Annotated in this window: 14 protein-coding genes; 12 read left to right on the forward strand and 2 right to left on the reverse strand. The window is 34.9% G+C overall.

What is annotated here, in order from left to right; all coding sequences use genetic code 11:
* Positions 1 to 46: 46 nt before the first annotated feature.
* From ACFFVB_RS15295 to ACFFVB_RS15315, 5 genes are all read left to right on the forward strand, one after another.
* On the forward strand, positions 47 to 1201 hold the full coding sequence (locus ACFFVB_RS15295) for a 5-(carboxyamino)imidazole ribonucleotide synthase (RefSeq protein WP_382384092.1): 1155 nt from the start codon (positions 47 to 49) through the stop codon (positions 1199 to 1201).
* A 41-nt stretch (positions 1202 to 1242) separates the two neighbouring features.
* Positions 1243 to 1722: a 5-(carboxyamino)imidazole ribonucleotide mutase gene (purE, locus tag ACFFVB_RS15300; RefSeq protein WP_382384093.1), complete on the forward strand. Its 480-nt coding sequence runs from the start codon at positions 1243 to 1245 to the stop codon at positions 1720 to 1722.
* A 173-nt stretch (positions 1723 to 1895) separates the two neighbouring features.
* Positions 1896 to 3929: a M3 family metallopeptidase gene (locus ACFFVB_RS15305; protein WP_382384094.1), complete on the forward strand. Its 2034-nt coding sequence runs from the start codon at positions 1896 to 1898 to the stop codon at positions 3927 to 3929.
* Between the two features lie 222 nt (positions 3930 to 4151).
* The gene (locus ACFFVB_RS15310) at positions 4152 to 6668 is read left to right on the forward strand and encodes a hypothetical protein (protein WP_382384095.1); all 2517 of its coding nucleotides are present in this window, start codon (positions 4152 to 4154) and stop codon (positions 6666 to 6668) included.
* A 128-nt stretch (positions 6669 to 6796) separates the two neighbouring features.
* A complete protein-coding gene (locus ACFFVB_RS15315; RefSeq protein WP_382384096.1) occupies positions 6797 to 7351 on the forward strand; it encodes a sigma-70 family RNA polymerase sigma factor in 555 nt (184 codons plus the stop codon).
* A 252-nt stretch (positions 7352 to 7603) separates the two neighbouring features.
* Here ACFFVB_RS15315 and ACFFVB_RS15320 read toward each other — a convergent pair whose 3' ends face one another.
* Positions 7604 to 8440 carry a UbiA prenyltransferase family protein gene (locus ACFFVB_RS15320; RefSeq protein WP_382384097.1) on the reverse strand — a complete coding sequence of 279 codons (837 nt, stop codon included), beginning with the start codon at positions 8438 to 8440 and terminating at the stop codon, positions 7604 to 7606.
* A gap of 118 nt (positions 8441 to 8558) precedes the next feature.
* Between ACFFVB_RS15320 and gcvP the strand changes: the two genes are divergently transcribed.
* The 4 genes from gcvP to ACFFVB_RS15340 all read left to right on the forward strand — a co-directional run bounded on the left by gcvP (position 8559) and on the right by ACFFVB_RS15340 (position 14050).
* Complete coding sequence (gene gcvP / locus ACFFVB_RS15325; protein ID WP_382384098.1) at positions 8559 to 11402, forward strand: aminomethyl-transferring glycine dehydrogenase; 2844 nt, start codon at positions 8559 to 8561, stop codon at positions 11400 to 11402.
* A gap of 110 nt (positions 11403 to 11512) precedes the next feature.
* A complete protein-coding gene (locus tag ACFFVB_RS15330) occupies positions 11513 to 12571 on the forward strand; it encodes a 3-oxoacyl-ACP synthase III family protein (protein ID WP_382384099.1) in 1059 nt (352 codons plus the stop codon).
* Between the two features lie 30 nt (positions 12572 to 12601).
* A complete protein-coding gene (locus ACFFVB_RS15335; RefSeq protein WP_382384100.1) occupies positions 12602 to 13129 on the forward strand; it encodes a class I SAM-dependent methyltransferase in 528 nt (175 codons plus the stop codon).
* 69 nt (positions 13130 to 13198) lie between these two features.
* Positions 13199 to 14050 carry a glycosyltransferase family 2 protein gene (locus ACFFVB_RS15340; RefSeq protein WP_382384101.1) on the forward strand — a complete coding sequence of 284 codons (852 nt, stop codon included), beginning with the start codon at positions 13199 to 13201 and terminating at the stop codon, positions 14048 to 14050.
* 562 nt (positions 14051 to 14612) lie between these two features.
* On the opposite strand, the gene ACFFVB_RS15345 is transcribed toward ACFFVB_RS15340, so the two are convergent.
* The gene (locus tag ACFFVB_RS15345) at positions 14613 to 17249 is read right to left on the reverse strand and encodes a valine--tRNA ligase (RefSeq protein ID WP_382384102.1); all 2637 of its coding nucleotides are present in this window, start codon (positions 17247 to 17249) and stop codon (positions 14613 to 14615) included.
* A 275-nt stretch (positions 17250 to 17524) separates the two neighbouring features.
* Between ACFFVB_RS15345 and ACFFVB_RS15350 the strand changes: the two genes are divergently transcribed.
* From ACFFVB_RS15350 to ACFFVB_RS15360, 3 genes are all read left to right on the forward strand, one after another.
* Positions 17525 to 17914 carry a DUF1573 domain-containing protein gene (locus ACFFVB_RS15350; RefSeq protein ID WP_382384103.1) on the forward strand — a complete coding sequence of 130 codons (390 nt, stop codon included), beginning with the start codon at positions 17525 to 17527 and terminating at the stop codon, positions 17912 to 17914.
* A gap of 241 nt (positions 17915 to 18155) precedes the next feature.
* Positions 18156 to 20297 carry a M3 family metallopeptidase gene (locus tag ACFFVB_RS15355; protein WP_382384104.1) on the forward strand — a complete coding sequence of 714 codons (2142 nt, stop codon included), beginning with the start codon at positions 18156 to 18158 and terminating at the stop codon, positions 20295 to 20297.
* A gap of 246 nt (positions 20298 to 20543) precedes the next feature.
* Positions 20544 to 21260 (forward strand): ribonuclease activity regulator RraA, encoded by a 717-nt coding sequence (locus tag ACFFVB_RS15360; RefSeq protein ID WP_382384105.1) that lies wholly within the window; start codon positions 20544 to 20546, stop codon positions 21258 to 21260.
* The last annotated feature ends 45 nt before the right edge of the window (positions 21261 to 21305 follow it).

Below are 21305 nucleotides of genomic sequence, written 5' to 3' on the forward strand. Positions count from 1 at the left end.
AAACGTATTTTTGTCACGTCTAAAACACGAGTAAAAAAGCAATATAATGAATTATTTTTCTTCAAATTTTAAATTAGGAATATTAGGTGGTGGTCAATTAGGTAAAATGCTACTTAATGAAACCAGAAAATTCGACATTCACACTTGTGTCTTAGATCCTAGTGAAGAGGCCCCTTGCAAAGTGGGTAGTAACGAATTTCAAATCGGTGATTTAATGGATTACGATGCGGTTTTTAACTTCGGGAAACATGTTGATGTTTTAACTATCGAAATTGAAAATGTAAATGTTAATGCCCTTGAAGATTTAGAAAAAGAAGGTGTACGCGTGTATCCGTCTTCTAAAACATTACGCACCATTCAGAATAAAGCAACGCAGAAATTATTTTATGTAGACCATAATTTACCAACAGCACCATTTTCTCGATTTGCTTACACCATTGAGATTGAAGATACCATTTCTAACGGTGGATTAGATTATCCTTTTGTTTGGAAAAGTGCTCAGTTTGGATATGATGGAACAGGCGTAAAAATTGTGCGTGAATTAAAAGACCTTGAAAATTTACCTAATGTAGCCTGTATCACAGAAAAACTGATTCCGTTTAAAAACGAATTGGCAGTGATTGTTGCACGAAATCCATCTGGAGAAGTTAAAACATATCCTGTGGTAGAAATGGAATTTCATCCAGAAGCCAATCAGGTAGAATATGTAATTTGTCCTGCACGAATTAGCGAAGATATTACTAAAAAAGCAACCGAAGTAGCCTTAAAAGCTGCACATGCTTTTAATCACGTGGGTTTATTAGCTGTAGAGATGTTTCAGACTGAAGACGACGAAATTATTATTAACGAAGTCGCTCCAAGGCCTCACAATTCGGGTCATCAAACCATCGAAGCGAGTTTCACCTCTCAATTCGAACAACACATTAGAGCCGTTTTAGATTTACCATTAGGGAATACTGCAAATAAATTAAACGGTATTATGGTCAATTTAGTGGGAGCAGAAGGACATACCGGAGATGTGGTTTATAAAAACATCGAAAATATTATGGCTATGGATGGTGTAACACCTCACATTTATGGTAAGAAACAAACGCGTCCGTTTAGAAAAATGGGGCATGTTACTATAGTAAATGAAGATATTGTTGAGGCACGAAAAATTGCCGAAAACGTAAAAAACAGCATTCAAGTTATTACCGAATAAAAAACAAAGCATTTATTACTAATGCAAAACACATATATATTATGAGTAAAGTAGGCGTTATTATGGGAAGTAAAAGTGACCTTCCTGTTATGCAAGATGCAATAGACATTTTAAAAACATTTGATATAGAAGTGGAAGTAGATATCGTTTCGGCGCATCGTACTCCAGAAAAATTATTCGATTACGGAAAAAATGCACATACACGTGGTATACAAGTTATTGTTGCCGGTGCTGGTGGTGCAGCTCACTTACCTGGAATGGTCGCGTCTTTATCTCCGCTTCCTATTATAGGTGTTCCTGTAAAAAGCAGTAACTCTATAGATGGATGGGATTCTGTATTATCTATATTACAAATGCCTGGAGGTGTACCTGTAGCAACAGTAGCACTTAACGGTGCTAAAAATGCGGGAATACTGGCTGCTCAAATTATTGGAAGTTCGGATCCTGTAGTACTCGAAAAAATTCTAAAATATAAAGAAGGTTTAAAACAGGCTGTATTAGAGACTGCTAAAAACTTATAAGCACAAAAAAAGCCTCTATAAATAGAGGCTTTTTATCGCTATTAATCAATAAATTTTTTCAGAGTAACCAGCTCTTTTATGAAAAAAAATCTGCACAAATGTATGATTATTTCCTAGTCATATAGCGCTTTAACACAATTTTTAACATTTATTTACGAAAAACAGCTCAAAAAATGAACATTCTATTAAATCCCTTTCAAACGCCATTTACCACTGCACCGTTTTCAGAGATTAAAAACGAAGACTTTTTACCTGCAATTACATCTTTAATTGAAGAGACCAAAGCTGAAATAAACGCCATTACTTCTAATCCTGAAGTACCTACATATAAAAACACAATTGAAGCCTTAGAATTCTCAGGTGTACAGCTAGATCGCGTGACTAGTATTTTCTTTAATTTAAATTCTGCAGAAACAAATGATGCTATCCAAAAAATAGCTCAAGAAGTATCTCCACTATTATCTGAATTCGGAAATGACATTACACTAAACGAAGCACTTTTTAAGCGTGTAAAATTAATTTACGATACGCGAGACTCTTTAAGTCTAAATGCGGAACAAATGATGCTTTTAGAAAAACAGTATAAAAGTTTTTCTAGAAACGGAGCCCTTTTAGCGGAAGACAAAAAACAAACTCTTCGTGATTTAGATAAGGACTTAAGCAAACTAAGTCTAAGTTTTGGCGAAAATGTATTGGCAGAAACCAATGCATTCGAAATGCTTATAACCGATGAAGACGATTTAAGCGGACTTCCTGAAGGTGCTAAAGAAGCTGCAAAGCAATTAGCGGAGTCGAAAGACAAAGATGGTTGGTTAATTAATTTAGATTACCCAAGTTATATTCCGTTTATGACTTATGCCGACAATCGTGAGTTAAGAAAAAAACTGGCTATTGCTTTTGGTCAAAGGGGATTTGGTAATAACGAATTCGATAATCAAGACATTGTTTTAAACATTGTAAAAAAACGTTATCAACGCGCTAATTTATTAGGCTATAAAACCCATGCTAATTTTGTATTAGAAGAACGCATGGCTAAAACGCCAGAAAACGTTTCAGAATTTTTAAACGAATTATTAGATAAAGCGAAACCGGCTGCACTAGGTGAACTTAAAGACCTAGAAGATTTCGCTAAAGCATTAGATAATATTGACCGCCTTGAAAAATGGGATTCTGGTTATTATGCTGAAAAGCTAAAACAGAAGTTATTCGATTTAGACGACGAAAAACTGAAACCCTATTTTCAATTAGAAAATGTAACCAACGGTGCGTTTAAAATTGCCGAAAAATTATATGGTTTACATTTCGAGGAAGTAGATACTATAGATAAGTACCATGAGGAAGTTTCGACATATAAAGTAACTAACGATAATGGTGATTTAGTATCTATTTTCTACGCCGATTTTTTTCCAAGAGCAGGAAAACGTAACGGCGCATGGATGACGGTTTATAAATCTCAATACATTAAAAACAACGAAAATAGTCGTCCGCATATTTCTATAGTGTGCAACTTTACAAAACCTACAAAAAGCAAACCGTCTTTATTAACGTTTAACGAAGTGACCACTTTATTTCACGAATTTGGCCATGCATTACACGGCATGTTGGCAAACACCACCTACCCTAGCCTTTCAGGAACGAGCGTATTTTGGGATTTTGTAGAGCTACCAAGTCAGGTGATGGAGAACTGGTGTTTCGAAAAAGAAGCGCTAGAATTATTCGCAACACATTATAAAACTGGCGAAGTGATCCCTATGGAATTGGTTTCGAAAATAAAGGAATCAGCTACATTTCACGAAGGGATGCAAACCTTACGTCAGATTAGTTTTGGTTTATTAGATATGAGCTGGCACGGACAAGACCCTTCAGCAATAGAACATGTAAAAGTTCACGAATCGGAAGCTTTCGAAAACACAAAATTATATCCAGATGTTGCCGAGAACTGCATGAGCACAGCATTTTCTCATATTTTCCAAGGTGGCTATTCTGCAGGATATTACAGTTATAAGTGGGCAGAAGTTTTAGATGCTGATGCTTTCGAATATTTTAAAGAAGCTGGTATCTTCAACAAAGAAGTCGCTACAAAATTTAAAGACAATGTACTATCGCAAGGTGGTACTGTAGATCCAATGACATTATATAAACGCTTCCGAGGTAAAGAACCTCAGCCCGAAGCGTTATTAAGACGTGCGGGTTTAATTAAAAAATAATTACACCCTTTTACATTTTGGTGTAAACCTTATAATTTTCTAGTTACACACCATACATATTATAGACGGAAGAGCTAAGAATGCATTCATTATATAAATTCTTGGCTCTTATGTTTATAAACCCTATTAAATAAAACAAACGACTCTCCTGCCTTTTACTAACAAACCTCTGACAAATAGCTGCTTTTAATCGATTAACTTAAATAATTTAATAAAATTATTATGAATTTTATTAAATTAGATAAACACACGGCAAAAAACACCGCTATGCTCGCAAAAAAAAGAATCTTTCAATACGTCATAAATTTTGCCTTTACATTACTCGCTCTAGGCTTATTTGCTCAAGAAAAGTCTAATTCCGATTTAGCTTCAGACAATCCAGAATATTTCAACACCTACGCACAAGAAAAATTCTTCTTACATACAAATAAAACCATGTATTTCTCTGGAGAAAAAATATGGTGGCAAGCTTACGTGGTTAGCGATTTTAGTAATAAACCCATGTTGGAAACCGTAAACCTACATATTGCCCTTTACGACTCTAACAAAACACTTTTGCAGAAAACCATGTTTTATTCTAATGATGGTATTGCTTATGGCGATTTAAAACTTTCTGATTCTCTAAATTCTGGAACTTATTATTTAAGTGTAGATACCCAATGGAGCAAAAATTTTAAATCCAAATACATCAGAGAACTACAAATTATTAATATAAAACCCGAAGGTGTTCAAGAAAACACGTCATCAGATAATGAACTGACTAGTGAAATCGGTGACTTAAATATTGACTTTTATCCCGAAAGTGGTACGATTTTAAATGGTATAAAAAATACTATAAACTTTAAACTAAACAGTGAAGCCCTGAGTCTGCATGAAGCCTTGCCTGTTTTTATTATAGATAATACGTCAGGTCAAGCCATTGCAAGATCATCCACAAATCATTTAGGATTAGGTTCTGTGAGTTTTGTGTACCAGCCAAAACACAGCTACACCGCCCAAATAAATTACAAAAATAAAGCTGTTAAGTTCGATCTTCCTTCTGCCAATACATCAGGAATTATCATTCAAGAGCATGATGATCTGAAAGGTTCTGATGTAGAAGCTGGATTTACCATACATTTTTCTAAAGATTTGATATCTAAATATCATAACGACACGTTTTTTGCCATAATACACAGAAACCAAAAAGCACGTTATGTGTTACCCGTTGTCATTAACAAAAAATACACTAAATACAAATTACCTTTTTCGGAAGATCATTTTTTTAATGGCGTAAACACGCTTAGTATTTTTAATAAAAACAATCAACCTGTAGCAGAGCGCCATTTTTTTAGCAAAACCAAACAAAACCTTGAAATAACTATTTTACCCCAAGCTGTGGTAGGCGACAGCATGGAACTCGCTGTGAAAATGCCTAAAAGTATGGGGCCTGCACGTTTAAGTATTGCCATTGTGCCTGAAGGAAGCAAATTAAATAAGAATAATAAAAATATTAGCGAATCCCTTTTGCTAGAACCATACTTAGATGTTCTTCCTACATATAATACAGACACATTAAGTAAGCAGACTCTTGATTTGATTACGCAAATTTATGCCACAAAAACAACTCGAAATCCTTTTAAATCTGCTGAACCACTTTTTCAACCAGAAACTGGCATTAAAATAGCGGGTTCTGTAAATGCTAATTTAATAGCAAACGAAAGCTATAAAGTCATGTTAACCTCTACCACTAGTTCAGTTTTACAAGTCGTAGACCTCAAACAGGATAATAAGTTCGTGTTCGACAATTTAGTGATGCAAAAAGATTCCAAGTATAACCTAGCTTTAATTGATAAAACAGGAAGCATTCAAAAAGCTCGTTTCTTTGTGTACAATACTCAAATAAATTATAAAGATGAAATTGTTTTAAATTATAATTCTAATACACCTCGAATTCTAAAAAGCAATGACGAAAATTTTTATCATCCCCAAAAACCATTATTTCTTAAAGATGCAGAACAATTAGAAGAAGTTAAACTTTATGGTAAAGAAAATAAACAACCTAAGTTTGTAGATTTACACTCCAATAAGCCACATACCCTAGGCGCTGGATTTACAAAACAATATATTATTGAGGAACAAGACAAACGCCTTTCAACACTTGTAGACTTCCTAAACAGACAAGCTGGTATATCAGCTTCTGTAATTAACGCGTCCGTTATTGTAAATTCAACAAGAGGTTCTAGCTCTTTTTTAGGTGGATATGGTACTCAAGTTGATAGTACTGGAAATACACCTACACCAAAAATGCTACTTATATTTGATGGTCAACCCATGATAGACCATGATGTTCTATACGGATTAAGAATGAGTCAGGTGGAAGATGTTAGTTTTAACAGTCTGGGAGCCGGGTATGGTTTTAGAGGAACAGATGGCGTGCTTCATGTAAATACTAAAAAGGGAGGAGGCTCAGATAGCATTGTCCCTCCACTTTATCAAGAAAGCACCTTAGATATAGGATTTACTGCAGCTAACCAAATGTATTCTAATTTCCCCATGCAATTTATTAGTACACAATCCAAGATATATTACGAGGCTTTAGACTGGAAACCTAATGTATTGTTAGCACCGAACCGAGAAACTATTTTAAAAATTTACAAAGGTCAACACAAGAACATTCTATTAACTGTTAATGGCATGAATCAGGAAGGCGCATTGATTTACAAACAAGAAATTATTGATCTTACTGAAAAATTGTGATTAGTAACAAAAGAACAAGGCCAATACTATAGGAAATTTCATTTTAATTTTTAAAACCTTATAAAAACTTTAATATTTTAATAAAATAGATTTCCTATTTTTGATGAGTTAAACCGACAATTCACTTTATGCCAGAACACAAGATTGATGCAACCAAATGGATAGATTCATACTCCGACTATCTATACAACTACACTATTTCTAGAGTTAGTGACGCTGAAATTGCTAAAGATTTGGTTCAGGACACATTTTTCGCAGGATTAAAATCTATGAAAAACTTTAAAGGAGAAGCTAGTGAACGCACGTGGTTGATTTCTATTCTGAAACGAAAAATAATTGATCATTACCGAAAAATAAATTCTAAAAAAGGTAAAGCTGAAGTCCGCATGTCCTATACTGCAGAAAGCGAAGACGAAGGCGATTGGTTAGAAGAACGCGTGGCAGACAGCTCATACAAAAACGCAGAAGACGTCTTAGAAAACACAGAACTTAGCGAAGCTATTTATAATTGTTTAGATAAATTACCAACTAAACAAGCCCAAGTTTTTAAGATGAAAACTATCGAAAATTTTGAGACAGATATTATTTGTAATGAATTAAATATTACTCCGTCTAATTTATGGGTTATTATACATCGAGCGAGAACATCTCTTTCAAGCTGTCTAGAAAAAAACTGGTATTAATTATGAGTAAATTATTTTTGTCATGCGAAGAAGCTTCTCACATCTGTGACAAGTTTCAATACAACGAGTCTACATTTTTTGAGCGCTTGAAGTTTAAAATGCATATCACTATTTGTACACTATGTAAGAAACATATGTTTACCAATATGAAACTGACTGAGTCGATTAAACAATCTAATATAAAATGTTTAGATGCTAAATCGAAATCGGAAATGAAGAAATGTTTTGAGGAAGAACTAAAAAATCAAAATACTAAAGGATAAGGCAAATTTCTAATCCCAGCCAAATAATAGGAATCCCCTCTACCCAAAACGACGTATACACATCGCTCCTAGATTCCTTTGAAAAGTAAAGAAATCCAATTAAAATTAACGCCACTATTAGTTGGATCAAGATAAAACTCCCTATCAGTTCTGTTTTAAACAATTCTAGAAAGAAAAACATTAGAGAAAGTACAACGCCTAACTTCTTAGTACGTTGTACGCCAATTTTCTGAGGAATAGTGCCTAACTTCAAACTATCGTATTTTAAATCCCGAAGCTCGAAAGGCAACATCAAAGCGATTATAAATATAAATCGCTGCATACAGGTAAGAAATACATCGAAATCGAAAGTATAGTGTTCATTAATTAAAGGTAATAACACAGTTACACCTGCCCATACCAATCCGATTACATAGACTTTTAATCCGCTTATACTTCTTAAATTCTGATGTTTATCCACAAAAAAACGATGTGGCAAAAATGGGATCGCGTACATAAAAGTAACCACCCCAAAACCAGATAATATTAAAATGGTATTCAGTTCTAGTTTTAATGCAAAATAGCTCATCAAAATAAAACTGACTAAAGTAAATATTAAAATAGCTCTTAACCAGCTAGCCATGGCTCTACGGTGATTTCTCGCTAGTCCAAAGTACTTCACAAAATTGTAACCTGTTATAGTTGCAAAAAAGATAAAACACAGCACATTTTTATCGAAAGGCAATTCGAATTTCAATAGTGTAATCCATGCCAATGAAAACACCGATATAGCGACATGAATACTTGCATTTAGATAAAATTTGAAGAGCTTTTGAAATATCGTCATGCCACAAAAGTAGATAAACAAAAATTAACAGCAATCTTTAACAAAATTCTTAGGAGAATCATATCGTCAAACACCCTAAATTCCTTACTTTTGCGCCACAAAACACAATTATAATTCGATGAATACAAATGCTTTCTCATTGCGTCATATTGGTCCTAGAGATGCGGACCAACAGCAAATGTTACAAACTATAGGTGTAGACAGTTTAGACCAACTAATATACGAAACTATTCCTGATGGTATCCGTTTAAAAAAGCCTCTTAACTTAGATGCACCAATGACAGAGTATGAGTACTTAACTCACATTCACGAATTATCAAAACAAAATCACATTTTCAAATCGTATATCGGTTTAGGGTATCACCCAACTATTCTTCCTGCAGTTATTCAGCGTAACGTTTTAGAAAACCCGGGTTGGTATACGGCATATACACCGTATCAAGCAGAAATTGCTCAAGGTCGTTTAGAAGCCTTGTTAAATTTCCAAACCATGATTACAGATCTTACGGGAATGGAAATAGCAAACGCATCACTTTTAGATGAAAGTACTGCGGTTGCCGAAGCCATGAGCTTATTATTTGCTGTAAGAAGTCGTGATCAGAAGAAAAAAGGAATTAATAAATTCTTTGTTTCCGATGCCATATTACCTCAAAGTTTAGCTTTACTACAAAGCCGTTCGAATCCAATCGGCATTGAATTAGTCATTGGAGACGAGACAACTTTCGATTTTTCTTCAGAATTCTTTGGTGCGATTCTTCAATATCCAGGAAAAGACGGATTAGTTAGTGATATTAAAACATTCATTGAAAAAGCTAATGCTGCTGATATTAAAGTTGCTGTTGCTGCCGATATTTTAAGTTTAGTAAAATTAGAAGCTCCTGGTAAATTTGGAGCAGATGTAGTTGTTGGAACAACACAACGTTTCGGAATCCCGATGGGTTATGGAGGTCCTCATGCTGCATATTTTGCAACCAAAGAAGCTTACAAACGTGATCTTCCTGGTCGTATTATTGGTGTGACTAAAGACATGAATGGAAACCGTGCCTTGCGTATGGCTTTACAAACTCGTGAGCAACACATTAAGCGTGATAAAGCGACGTCTAATATTTGTACTGCACAGGTTTTACTTGCTGTTATGGCAGGTATGTACGGCGTATACCACGGACCAAAAGGGTTACAGTTTATTGCAGATTCAGTTCACGATAAAGCATCAGCATTATCAGAAGCTTTAAAATCTCTTGGATTTAAACAAAAAAACGATACTTTTTTCGATACTTTAAACATCGAAGCAGATGCAGATAAAATTAAACCTCTTGCCGAAGCTAAAATTATTAACTTCTACTATCCGCATGCTGATTCAGTAACGATTTCAATAAATGAAACGACATCGCTTTCAGATATAAATGACATCATTTCTGTTTTTGCTGAAATTATAGAAGTAGAGCCTATTGTTTTGGATACTATTCCTGAATCCAATAACATTAACGAAAACTTACAACGTACAACCGAATTTTTAACTTCAGATGTATTTAATACGCACCATTCAGAAACTGAATTAATGCGTTATATAAAAATGTTAGAACGTAAAGATTTATCATTAAATCACTCGATGATTTCTTTAGGTTCTTGTACAATGAAATTAAATGCTGCTGCAGAAATGTTGCCTTTAAGTTATGCCAAATGGGGAACTATTCACCCGTTTGCACCGATCGAACAGGCACAAGGTTACCAAACGGTATTAAAAGAATTAGAAGATCAATTAACAGAAATTACTGGTTTTGCTGCAACATCTTTACAACCTAATTCAGGGGCACAAGGAGAATATGCAGGTTTAATGGTAATTAGAGCATACCACGAATCGCGTAACGATAGTCATAGAAATATTTGTTTAATCCCATCGTCTGCACATGGTACTAATCCTGCAAGTGCTGTTATGGCAGGGATGAAAGTCGTGGTAACAAAATCGACTGTTGAAGGAAATATCGACGTTGACGATTTACGTGAAAAAGCAGAATTGCATAAAGAAAACTTATCTTGTTTAATGGTTACATACCCATCTACTCACGGTGTTTATGAATCTGCCATTAAAGAAGTTACTCAAATTATACACGATAACGGCGGACAAGTATATATGGATGGTGCAAATATGAATGCTCAGGTTGGATTAACAAATCCTGGAAATATTGGAGCAGACGTTTGTCACCTTAACTTACACAAAACATTTGCTATCCCTCACGGTGGTGGTGGACCTGGTGTTGGACCAATTTGTGTTGCGAAACAACTCGTTCCATTTTTACCTGGAAATCCTATTATAAAAACTGGAGGCGAGCAAGCTATTAAATCTATTTCAGCAGCACCTTATGGTTCTTCTTTAGTGTGTTTAATCTCTTACGGATACATTAAGATGTTAGGTGCAAAAGGATTGGAAGATTCTACTAAAGCAGCCATCTTAAACGCGAATTACATTAAAAGCCGTTTAGAAGGTCATTTTGATACTTTATATTCTGGAGAATGTGGACGTGCCGCACACGAAATGATTGTAGATTGTAGACCATTTAAAGAAAACGGAATCGAAGTTACAGATATCGCTAAACGTTTAATAGATTACGGATTCCATGCACCAACGGTTTCTTTCCCTGTTGCAGGAACTTTAATGATTGAACCTACAGAAAGTGAAAGTAAACAAGAAATGGATCGCTTCTGTGACTCACTAATTTCTATTAGAAAGGAAATTGATGAGGCCTCTAAGGACGAACCTAACAATGTACTTAAAAATGCACCACATACTTTAGAAATGTTAACTGCCAATACATGGGAATTACCATACACTAGAGACATTGCAGCTTATCCTATAGAGCACGTACGTACCAATAAATTTTGGCCAACTGTACGTCGTGTAGATGATGCTTTTGGTGATAGAAATTTAATTTGTACATGTGCGCCTATAGAGGATTATATGTAACAGAATCACGGTTTGGACATCGTAAATTACCTCTAAAAAAAGATTGCCTTTATAGTAAATGTCAGTATCTTCATTGATATAAAACATGCTGTAGAGGCAATCTTTATTTAATGAACATAAAAATCACAGGAACAGGAAGTTACATACCTTCTATTGTTCAAAAAAACGACAGTTTTCTTAATCATTCTTTCCTAAATAATGATGGAACTCCCTTCGAAAATGACAATACTGTCATAATTGATAAATTTAAATCCATAACTGGTATTTCTGAACGTCGTTATGTCAAGGAAGAATACACTTCATCGGACATTGGTTTTTTTGCTGCTCAAAAAGCAATCGATAACGCCAATATAGATCCAGAGACTTTAGATTACATCATTTTCGCTCATAATTTTGGAGACATCAAATTTGGAACTATCCAAAGTGATATGTTACCAGGCTTAGCTGTTCGCGTTAAAAACAAACTGCACATTAAAAACCCAAAATGTGTCGCTTACGATTTACTTTTTGGTTGCCCAGGATGGATTGAAGGTGTTATTCAAGCCCAAGCGTTTATAAAAGCAGGTATTGCCAAGCGATGTCTAGTAATTGGTTCTGAAACGCTTTCTAGGGTTGTAGATAAACACGACCGAGATGCGATGATATTTTCCGATGGTGCTGGTGCATGTATTCTTGAAGAAACCAATGAAGCTAGTGGTATCTTTTCTCACATTACAGAAAGCTACACTCTCGATAATGCCTTTCATTTATCATCAGGAAAATCTTTTAATCCAGACTTAGATCCTAATACGAAATATATTAAAATGGATGGTCGCAAAATTTATGAATTTGCATTGAAGCATGTTCCTGCCGCCATGAAAGCCTGTTTAGATGAAAGTGGCGTAGATATAAAAGAAGTAAAGAAGATTTTTATTCATCAAGCCAATGAAAAAATGGACGATGCCATCTTAAAGCGTTTCTACCGTCAGTTTAAAATGCCTATCCCCGATAACGTGATGCCAATGACCATTGGTAACTTAGGAAATAGCTCTGTTGCTACAGTCCCTACACTTTTTGATATGGTTAGACATAATAAATTAGAAAATCATAGTCTTAACACAGGTGATGTTATTATATTTGCGAGCGTTGGTGCAGGAATGCACATTAATGCGATAGTTTACAAATATTAAATAGCACCGCATAAGCGGGAATAGAATAGTATGTACGAAAGCCATTTTCCGCATAAGCGTTATAAAAATACCATTGAATTCTTAGAGCAACACGTCCAAAAAGAGTCACAACTTTTGGATTTAGGTGTTGTAAATCCGTTTACAACGGTCATGGAAGAACATGGTTTTAAAGTAACAAATACATCTGGTGAAGATTTAGATATAGACACATCTGCATTAAAAAATTCTAATGCAGATGTTGTGACTGCTTTCGAAATTTTCGAACACTTACTCTCGCCTTTTACCGTTTTAAAAGCTATTAAAGCTGATAAATTGGTGGCTAGTGTACCTCTTAAATTATGGTTTGCCGAGGCGTATAGAAGTAAAACCGATATGCGAGACAGACATTACCATGAATTTGAAGATTGGCAATTCGATTGGTTGTTAGAAAAAGCTGGATGGGAAATTAAGGCACGCCATAAATGGACTAACCCCACAAATAAAATTGGTATCCGTCCTATTCTTAGACGTTTTACACCGCGATACTATATTATTTATGCTGAACGGATTTCAAAATAAAATCCTTTTTTTTGAAAAAATTCTGTCGTAATAATTGCGATATAAAATTTAAATATTAAATTTCATTGCATGAATTTTTACATCGTCATTCCCGCACATAATGAAGATGATTCTATCGGACGTACTTTAGAATCGTTAACACAACAAACCCTGTTGCCTAAACAGCTTGTTATTGTGAATGACCATTCTACAGATAACACCCAACATATCGTAGAATCTTACATTGAAAAACATTCATGGATTTCTATTGTGAACGCACAATCTTCGGATAAACATTTACCGGGTTCTAAAATTATAAATGCATTTTACAAGGGATTAGATACGTTAGACGATAATTACGACATCATGTGTAAGTTTGATGCCGATTTAATCTTCCCTGAAAACTATTTAGAAACAATTTCTAATCATTTTAAAGCAAATCCAACATTGGGTATGGCCGCTGGTTTTTGCTATATTAAAAAGGATGAGCATTGGGCATTAGAAGACTTAACCAACAAAGATCACATTCGTGGCGCGTTGAAAGCCTACAGAAAACAATGCTTTCTAGATATTGGAAAATTAAAACCTGCCATGGGTTGGGACACGATAGACGAATTACTAGCAAAGTTTAATCATTGGGAAATTCTTACCGATGAATCGTTGCACGTAAAACACCTAAAACCTACTGGAGCAAGTTATAATAAAGCTTCAAAATATATGCAAGGTGAAGCCATGTACAAGATGCGCTACGGCTTCTCTATTACAGCTATTTCTGCACTGAAACTAGCCATAAAGAAAAAAAACCTTTCTCTTTTTAACGATTATATGTCGGGCTATTTTAAAGCTAAAAACGAAAATACAGAACCTTTAGTCACTCCAGAACAAGGTGATTTTATTAGAAAATTGCGATGGAATGGCATGTTGAAGAAGTTTGGATTTTAGTTAGTGGTTAGTGGTTAGTGGTTAGTGGTTAGTGGTTAGTGGAAAAAAATAAATTCAGTATACATTCAAAAATTCATCCCTTCATATTTAACTAAAATCAATAGCCGTAATCTTTCCGTTATAATGAGAATTTGAAACAAGTTCTAGTTGACGAAACCTCAACTTAAAGTGAAAAACTATTTCGCCATATCATGCTGAATTCTTTTCAAAGACTATGTTTATATCATACTATTTAATTCATACTACAACGTTCTATGTTTCCATGGTGTTCGAGCGGAGTCGAGAATTAAAATTTATTTATGGGATACTATATGATTCTCGACTACGCTCGAAGACCGTTATAATGATGTTTAGAATTTTATAAGATATTACAAAAACAAGAATATATCTGAAGTTTATTCTAATAACATTTTGTGTTTCCTTGGTGTTCGAGCGGAGTCGAGAACGCATCACACTAGATGCTATCACACCAATCCAAGACATAAAAAAAACACCTCAACATATACTGCTGAGGTGTTTTTGATTTATAATGATACTCTAAAATAATTTCAGAGTGACCTATTTACTTTAAACTAGCCAAACTCGATGTAATAGTTTCAATTTTAGCTAAAGCGTCTGCTTCTTTTTTACGTTCGTTAGCAATAACTTGCTCTGGTGCTCCTGCAACAAAGCGTTCGTTAGATAACTTCTTTTGAACAGATTTTAAGAAACCTTCGGTGTATTTTAATTCTTCCGCAAGCTTTACAATTTCAGCTTCAACATCTATTGCGCCTTCCATAGGAATAAAATACTCGTTAGATTTCACTCTAAATGTCATAGCGCCTTCTACAGGTTCCGTAACGTAGTCGATAGTTTCTAAATTCCCTAATTTTGAAATTACAGCATCAAAAGCAGTATTCGCGTTTTCGTTATTAATTACAGAAAAACCAATCGCATCTTTAAACGCAATATTTTTGTCTTTACGAACTGTTCTAATTCCTGAAATCACTTCAGAAGCAAATTCAAACTGAGAAATTAAGTCTTTATTTATCGGTTTCGCTTCTGGCCATTTTGCAACGATTAACGCTTCTTCTGGAGTACGTTCAGCAATATATTGCCAAATATCTTCAGTTAAGAATGGCATAAATGGATGAAGAATTTTTAAATTATCTTCGAAACGAGCCATTACACTATTATATGTTGTAGCATCGATTGGTTGCTGATAAGCCGGTTTTACTATTTCTAGTAACCAGCCACAGAAATCATCGTAAATCAGTTTATAAATACTCATTAAAGCGTCGCTTAAACGGTATTTACTAAAATGGTCTTCAATTTCTACTAATGCATCCTGGAACTTAGCTTCGTACCATTCTAAGGCAATTTTGCTAGATTGCGGTTGCTCGATAGCATCACTAACTTCCCAAATATTGGTTAAATTAAAGGCATTCCAAATTTTATTTCCGAATGCTTTTCCTTGCTGACAAAGTGTTTCGTCGAACATTAAATCGTTTCCTGCCGCACTACTCAACAATAATCCAACACGAACACCATCTGCACTATAATCGCTAATTAGTTTTAAAGCGTCTGGAGAGTTTCCTAAAGATTTACTCATTTTACGACGTTGCTTATCACGAACTAATCCCGTTAAGTACACGTTGTTAAACGGCTTTTCGTCCTTGTATTCGTAACCAGCAATAATCATTCTAGCAACCCAGAAAAATAAAATATCTGGCCCTGTTACTAAATCGTTGGTTGGGTAGTAATACTTGATTTCTTCATTCTCAGGATTACGAATACCATCGAACACACTCATTGGCCATAACCAAGAAGAGAACCATGTATCTAAAGCATCTGTATCTTGTTTTAAATCTTCCGCTTTTAAATCGGTTTTACCCGTTTTTTCTTGAGCTAATGCTACTGCCTTTTCAATAGATTCTGCAACAACAAAATCTTCTTTTCCATCACCATAGAAATATGCAGGAATTTGTTGTCCCCATAATAACTGACGAGAGATATTCCAATCGCGGATATTCTCTAACCAGTGACGGTATGTGTTTTCGAATTTCTTAGGAAATAATTTAATTTCGGCATCTTCACCTAAAACTGCTTCGATTGCTGGCTTTACTAAATCTTCCATTTTTAAGAACCATTGGTCGCTTAATCGTGGTTCGATAACCGCTTTTGTACGCTCAGAAGTTCCTACTTTATTTACGTGAACCTCAGTTTTTACTAAAATCCCTAAAGCTTCCAATTCTGTAGCTACGTTTTTTCTAGCCTCAAAACGATCTTGACCTTGAAATTGCAATCCGAAGCTATTTAAAGTCGCATCTGCATTAAAGATATCGATCACTTCTAAATTGTGCTTATCTCCTAAATTCTTATCGTTTTCATCGTGAGCAGGCGTTACTTTTAAACATCCTGTACCGAATTCTAAATCGACATATTCATCTTCAATAATAGGCACGACACGATTAGAAATTGGCACAATGGCTTTCTTTCCTTTTAAGTGTGTAAAACGCTCATCGTTCGGGTTAATACAAATTGCAGTATCCCCGAAAATAGTTTCAGGACGTGTTGTAGCAATTGTTAACGTATCGTCGCTACCATCAATTTTATAGTTTATATAATATAAATTTCCTTGACGTTCCTCGTGAATGACTTCTTCGTCAGACAATGTCGTTTGCGCTTCTGGATCCCAGTTTACCATACGGTAACCGCGGTAAATTAAGCCTTTGTTATGTAAATCGACAAATACTTTAATTACAGCTTCAGACATGTCGTCGTCCATTGTGAATTTCGTCCGATCCCAATCGCAAGAACATCCTAATTTTTTAAGTTGTTCAAGAATCACACCACCGTACTCTTCTGTCCACTCCCAAGCATGTGCTAAGAATTCGTCGCGAGTAAGATCGTTTTTATCTATGCCTTGTTCCTTTAATTTAGCAACTACTTTTGCTTCGGTAGCAATAGAGGCATGATCTGTTCCAGGTACCCAACATGCATTTTTACCTAGCAAACGCGCACGACGCACCAATACATCTTGAATGGTATTGTTTAACATGTGTCCCATATGCAACACTCCGGTTACGTTTGGTGGCGGAATTACAATAGTATACGGTTCTCTTTCGTCTGGTGTAGAATGAAAATAATTATTTTTCATCCAGTAATCGTACCATTTACTTTCTACTGAATTAGCATCATATTTTGAAGGAATATCCATCGGCATAATTTTGAATCTTTGTATTGCTTAAAGTGAAAACTCTCTGCCTTAATTAATAGTTATTTAAGGCAATTATTTTAAGTTTATTTAATCACTTTGGAATAGTTTTTGAATATAGGTTGCAAAAGTACTTATTATTCTTTTGATGTGAAATTATATTCAGTGTTTATAGAATTACAAGCTTAATATATTGTTATATCTATATCAATAACACTAATAATCTTGCATAATGAGTAAAAAGTATTTACGTTTACACTAAATTAAATTAAATTACCATGAAACAAATTATAACTATTTTATTTATCGGATTAGTAACATTCTCAATTCAGGCTCAAAACAAAGTGGCTAAGATTGAATTTAAAACAGATGTTATCGACTACGGAACTATTAATAAAGGAGCTGATGGTGTTCGTGTTTTTGAATTTACAAACACTGGAGATGCCCCTCTTATTGTCTCTAAAGTAACCTCTAGCTGTGGTTGTACTGTACCTAAAAAGCCAGATGCTCCAATTATGCCAGGTGCTACAGGAGAAATTTCTGTAAAATATGATACAAACCGTGTAATGCCTATTAGAAAAACAATTACTGTTATCTCTAACGCAGAAACACCAACAGTAGCTTTAAAAATTAAAGGTGAAGTTATCGATCCGAGTGCAACAAAATAAAAGCTGAATAATTCATTCAACTTATAATATACTAAACCTCTTGAGTTCATACTCAAGAGGTTTTTTTATGGAATAAAACTAAAATAGGTATCTCATCTACTTTTAATTTCTCTGAGCTAAAATTGCTTAACAGATAAAGGTCTTAAAATCATTATAAATTTCAATCCCACTAATTGTAATTGCAGTATATTGTAATCTCAATACTTCTAATTGTATTCAAAAGTTCAAAACGTAATTATTTATGATATCAAAATTCATTAAAACTTTCATTTTTTGCAGTCTCGTTATTTTTGTTAGCTGTAAAAAAAACACCTCTGAAACGACTAAAAAAACCATGAGCGAGAATATTTTAATTCAAGAGTGGACTGGACCCTATGACGGTGTTCCGGCATTTGACAAAATGTCTATAGAAGCTGTAAAACCGGCAATAGAAGAAGCAATGGCTCTTAACCTTATAGAAATAGAATCTATTGCTAATAATGAAGAACCGCCAACTTTCGAAAACACCATAGCGGCTATGGAACGTGCTGGAAAGCCTTTAGGCCGCGTCTTTGCCTATTACGGCATTATGAGCTCCAATGTATCTACCCCAGAATTTAGAACTGTGCAAGCAGAATTAGCTCCTAAACTTTCAGATTTTAGATCTCAAATTTCACAGAACGAAAAATTATTCCAACGGATAAAAGCCGTTTACGAAGCTGCTTTAGAGAATCCTCTAGAAGATCAAGAACAACGCGTAGTAGAATTAACGTATAAGCAATTCGAAATGAATGGTGCAAATCTTGATGCTGAAAAGAAAAAACGTTATGCCGAAATAAACAAGGAACTGTCTTCATTATATACCGATTTTGGAAACAATATTTTACATGACGAAGAAAACTACATCACGTATCTAACCGAAGACCAATTGGGCGGTTTGTCTGATGGTTTTATTAAATCCGCTGCAAAAATTGCAACAGATAAGGAAGAAGATGGAAAATATGCAATTACAAATACGCGTTCTTCAATAGATCCGTTTTTAACCTACTCAACACATCGTGAATTACGTAAACGCGTTTGGGAAAACTACTATTCTAGAGGAGATAATGGAGATCAATTCGACAATAACGAGATTATTGTCAAAATTTTAAAATTACGCAAAGAACGTGTTGGCCTGATGGGTTACGATAATTATGCAGAATGGCGTTTACAAGACCGTATGGCAAAAACACCAGAAAACGCAATGGATTTAATGATGGCTGTTTGGCCTGCATCGATTGCAAGAGTAAAAGAAGAGGTTACAGATATGCAAACCGTAGCAAATGAACTTGGAGACAATATCACTATAGAACCGTGGGATTATAGATATTATGCCGAAAAAGTGCGTAAAAAGAAATATGATTTAGACAGTGACGAGGTAAAACAATATCTGCAATTAGATAAATTAACAGAAGCTATGTTTTTTGTTGCCGGCGAATTGTTTAATTATAAGTTTACTCCAGTACCAGAAGGGACTGTTCCTGTATTTCAGGAAGATGTAAAGGTTTGGGAAGTGACAGATAAAACCTCTGGAAAACATATTGGTCTATGGTATCTGGATCCTTATGCAAGACAAGGTAAACGTTCTGGAGCTTGGGCTACCACGTATAGAAGTTCATCTTCTTTTGAGGGTGAAACCAATGTATTAGCATCTAATAATTCTAATTTTGTAAAGCCTGCACCAGGAGAAGCTGTTTTAGTATCTTGGGATGATGCTATAACCTTTTTTCATGAGTTCGGACATGCGCTTCATTTCTTTTCGGCGAATGTAAAATACCCGACTTTAAACGGAGGTGTTAGAGATTACACAGAATTTCAATCACAATTATTAGAACGCTGGCTATCTACCGACAAAGTCATTAACACCTATTTGGTACACTACAAAACCGGGGAACCTATTCCTGCTAGTTTAGTTGAAAAGATAAAAAAAGCAGCTACATTTAATGAAGGTTTTAATACTACAGAATATTTAGCTTCTGCCTTAATTGATATGAAAATACACTTAGCAGATCCTGAAAACATGGATGTAGATACTTTTGAACGCGAAACTTTAAATGCATTAGGAATGCCTAAAGAACTGCCTATGCGCCATAGAACACCACAATTTGGTCATGTGTTTTCAGGCGAAGGTTATGCTACTGCATATTACGGTTATATGTGGGCAGATGTTTTAACCAGTGATGCTGCAGAAGCGTTTAAAGAATCTGAAGGTGGGTTTTACGATAAAGACGTTGCTAAGAAGTTAGTAAAGTATTTATTTGCCCCTCGAAATGCTATGGATCCAGCAGAAGCTTATAAGAAATTTAGAGGTCGCGATGCAAAGATTGAAGCCTTAATGAAAGATCGTGGATTTCCTATAAAATAACATCTTAATTGAATAAGATCCTTAAGGTGATTCCGCGATAAACATCAATTGATTAAGCAATAATTATTTAGTTAAAAGACAATTCTACTTTATAATTATTGCTTATTTTAGATTGCATAAAAAAAGTGCCATAGCAAATTAGAAAAACAGTCTTTTACCATTGACTTAGACTCTAAATTCCAGATCTTTTCAACAGGTATTCTTAATCAATTTACTGTCTAATAATGGCAAAAAAAAAAAAAAAAAATGTTAGCATCTACTCGTGAAAAATTACAGAAAGTTAGTACTGCAACGCTAGCTACAGCTTTATTTAAACAAGGACTAAAAAACCAATTTATTCAAGGCGTTAAACCACTTGCTGAAGGAAAACCTAATATGGTGGGAGAAGCCTTTACATTGCGATATATTCCGGCTAGAGAAGACCTAAATCCCATTACCGTTTTTAAAGATCCTAAACATCCGCAACGTGTCGCGGTAGAAACTTGCCCGAAAGGATCGGTCTTAGTTATGGACAGCCGAAAAGATAGTAGAGCCGCTTCTGCTGGTTCTATTTTGGCATCGCGCCTAATGGTTCGAGGTGCTGCTGGTATGGTTACAGATGGCGGATTTAGAGATTCTAGCGAAATTGCCAAGCTAGAGATGCCTTCTTACCACCAAACACCTTCTGCTCCAACAAACCTAACGTTACACCAAGCTTTGGATATAAATGTCCCTATTGGTTGTGGAGATGTTGCGGTCTTTCCTGGTGATGTTTTGGTAGGCGACGATGATGGTGTTATTGTTATTCCAGCAGATTTAGCAGATGACATTGCTACTGAAGCCATAAACATGACGCTTTACGAAGATTTTGTTACCGAGAGAGTATTAGCAGGTCATACGATAATTGGATTATATCCTCTTACTAAAGAAGAGAATAGAGAGGCTTTCGAGTTGTGGAAAAAACAAAATAGCGCATCGAAATAAAATCCAATTTATTTTAGAATTTAAATAGATTATACCGTCTTCAAA

This window comes from Formosa undariae, assembly GCF_042427615.1.
In the GTDB taxonomy this organism is placed as follows: Bacteria; Bacteroidota; Bacteroidia; order Flavobacteriales; family Flavobacteriaceae; genus Formosa; species Formosa undariae.

Coding starts and splice junctions, on each gene's coding strand:
- ACFFVB_RS15295 (WP_382384092.1), top strand. CDS start 47: ATGAATTATTTTTCTTCAAATTTTAAATTAGGAATATTAGGTGGTGGT.
- ACFFVB_RS15360 (WP_382384105.1), top strand. CDS start 20,544: ATGTTAGCATCTACTCGTGAAAAATTACAGAAAGTTAGTACTGCAACG.
- ACFFVB_RS15345 (WP_382384102.1), bottom strand. CDS start 17,249: ATGGATATTCCTTCAAAATATGATGCTAATTCAGTAGAAAGTAAATGG.
- ACFFVB_RS15320 (WP_382384097.1), bottom strand. CDS start 8,440: ATGACGATATTTCAAAAGCTCTTCAAATTTTATCTAAATGCAAGTATT.
- ACFFVB_RS15355 (WP_382384104.1), top strand. CDS start 18,156: ATGATATCAAAATTCATTAAAACTTTCATTTTTTGCAGTCTCGTTATT.
- ACFFVB_RS15340 (WP_382384101.1), top strand. CDS start 13,199: ATGAATTTTTACATCGTCATTCCCGCACATAATGAAGATGATTCTATC.
- ACFFVB_RS15315 (WP_382384096.1), top strand. CDS start 6,797: ATGCCAGAACACAAGATTGATGCAACCAAATGGATAGATTCATACTCC.
- ACFFVB_RS15330 (WP_382384099.1), top strand. CDS start 11,513: ATGAACATAAAAATCACAGGAACAGGAAGTTACATACCTTCTATTGTT.
- ACFFVB_RS15305 (WP_382384094.1), top strand. CDS start 1,896: ATGAACATTCTATTAAATCCCTTTCAAACGCCATTTACCACTGCACCG.
- purE (WP_382384093.1), top strand. CDS start 1,243: ATGAGTAAAGTAGGCGTTATTATGGGAAGTAAAAGTGACCTTCCTGTT.
- ACFFVB_RS15350 (WP_382384103.1), top strand. CDS start 17,525: ATGAAACAAATTATAACTATTTTATTTATCGGATTAGTAACATTCTCA.
- ACFFVB_RS15335 (WP_382384100.1), top strand. CDS start 12,602: ATGTACGAAAGCCATTTTCCGCATAAGCGTTATAAAAATACCATTGAA.
- gcvP (WP_382384098.1), top strand. CDS start 8,559: ATGAATACAAATGCTTTCTCATTGCGTCATATTGGTCCTAGAGATGCG.
- ACFFVB_RS15310 (WP_382384095.1), top strand. CDS start 4,152: ATGAATTTTATTAAATTAGATAAACACACGGCAAAAAACACCGCTATG.